Annotated in this window: 3 protein-coding genes; all 3 read left to right on the top strand. The window is 41.5% G+C overall.

The window, feature by feature from the left end; translation table 11 throughout:
- The first annotated feature begins 366 nt into the window (after window positions 1-366).
- Entirely contained in the window at window positions 367-543 is a 177-nt protein-coding gene (locus ACOEN1_RS13375; RefSeq protein WP_422487391.1) for a hypothetical protein, read from the top strand.
- Window positions 544-618: 75 nt separating this feature from the next.
- Window positions 619-1317, top strand: a complete 699-nt coding sequence (locus ACOEN1_RS13370; protein WP_422487390.1) for an N-acetylmuramoyl-L-alanine amidase — start codon at window positions 619-621, stop codon at window positions 1315-1317.
- A 128-nt stretch (window positions 1318-1445) separates the two neighbouring features.
- A partial coding sequence (locus ACOEN1_RS13365; protein WP_422487389.1) for a helix-turn-helix domain-containing protein occupies window positions 1446-1688 on the top strand: 243 nt, incomplete at its 3' end.

Genomic DNA, 1688 nt, shown 5'->3' with positions numbered 1-1688 from the left:
GGACTGCCTATTCCAGAAAAGCTCCGCGATGTTTTGGAACAACTTAAAGACGGTGGAGATAAAGATGGAACAAAGTAATAAATGATTTTGCCATTTGAGCATTCTTTGCATATGTAAGTTATGGAGGTGTTCAAATGGTATTTATTCATTGTAGCTATTGCGAAGAACCATTATGCGTTATCAATTACAACTTACTACTCAGTGACAAAATGGTGATCAGGAACTATCAAGAGGAATGTCCATGCTGCCACAAAACTCTAGACTTCTATTGGCATGAAAACAGCGATCAGATTTTTGATGAAGGAAAACTGGATTAGCTGTATAAAATGTCATCCCCTTCGCATAATGCTTTTGGAGGGGATGAAAGTGACCAGAATTAAATGCCATTGTGGTGCGACGTTAATCTTAGTGAAGTATTTAATGCACTTAGAAGGGAGTTTAACATTTAGAGATTATTATGGCACATGCCCGGTTTGCGGGAAAGAAAATCAGACAAGAGATTTAAATGAAGACGACATAACTGCTCAAGAATACCTATTCTAGTAGAAGCGTCATAGGCCAAGCCTGTGGCGTTTTTATTTTTCTATAGATTGCAACAAATCGTAGGAGGGAAAAACTATGAACCTTAAAAAACTAATCTTTACAGAAAACGAATGTTATAAAGCAGGTAGAAAAATCAAGCCCAAAGGCATAATGGTCCACAGCACCGGAGCTAACAATCCATATCTACGTAGATACGTTGGTCCAGATGATGGCATCTTGGGAGAAAACCAGTATAACAATCATTGGAATCAGCATAGACCCAGCGGCAGACAAGTCTGTGTCCATGCCTTTATCGGAAAACTTAAAAATGGTACCATCGCTACCTATCAGACCCTGCCATGGGATCATAGAGGCTGGCATGCAGGTGGTGACGCCAACAATAGTCACATCGGATTTGAGATCTGCGAAGACAACCTGTCCGACGTCTCTTATTTCAATGCAGTTTATAAAGAAGCCACTGAGCTTTGTGCGCACCTTTGTAAACTCTATGACCTGACGGAGAAAGACATCATTGGCCACTATGAAGGCTATCAAAAGAAAATCGCAAGCAATCATGGAGATCCTCGTCACTGGTTTTCTAGGCATGGTAAGAGTATGGATACTTTAAGGGCTGATGTTAAAAAGCTACTGACGGCTCCTACTCCTTCCACTACCCCGCCTCAGAAGCTTTACAGGGTTCAGGTCGGGGCTTACAGCGTCAAGTCCAATGCTGATGCTATGCTGGCCAAAGTAAAAGCTGCAGGCTTTACAGATGCCTTTATCAAAGCTGAATAATTAACTCTTTGCCGCTGGGTGCTTTTCTTGCACTTGGCGGCATTTTTTTATTTTTCAGTACTCAATATGCCCTCTTCTGTCCTGTGAATGGTGAGAGGGATTTCTACCCTCCGATTGGAGGATTAATAATGACTGGAGAACAAAAAAATCAAATAGCTGACCTTAGGGCTAAAGGGTTTGGGTATGCAACAATCGCTCAAGCCCTGGGTCTTCCAAAAAGTACTGTTACTTCCCACTGCCAAAGAAATAAGCTAGGAGGGATCAAGGCCAATCACTCAACTACAGTTACTCCCGATAAGGAATACTGTAAACACTGCGGTAAGGAGCTTATACAGATCTCAGGAAAAAAGAAATTGAAATTCTGTAACCAA

Origin of the sequence: Gudongella sp. DL1XJH-153 (assembly GCF_049310905.1) — a bacterium.
Lineage (GTDB): Bacteria > Bacillota > Clostridia > Tissierellales > Tissierellaceae > Gudongella.
The sequence above is the reverse complement of the archived record's forward strand: the minus strand, read 5'-3'. Positions and strand labels throughout refer to the sequence as shown.

Excerpts from the sequence above, each read along its gene's own strand:
- ACOEN1_RS13370 (WP_422487390.1), top strand. The coding sequence starts at position 619 with ATGAACCTTAAAAAACTAATCTTTACAGAAAACGAATGTTATAAAGCA.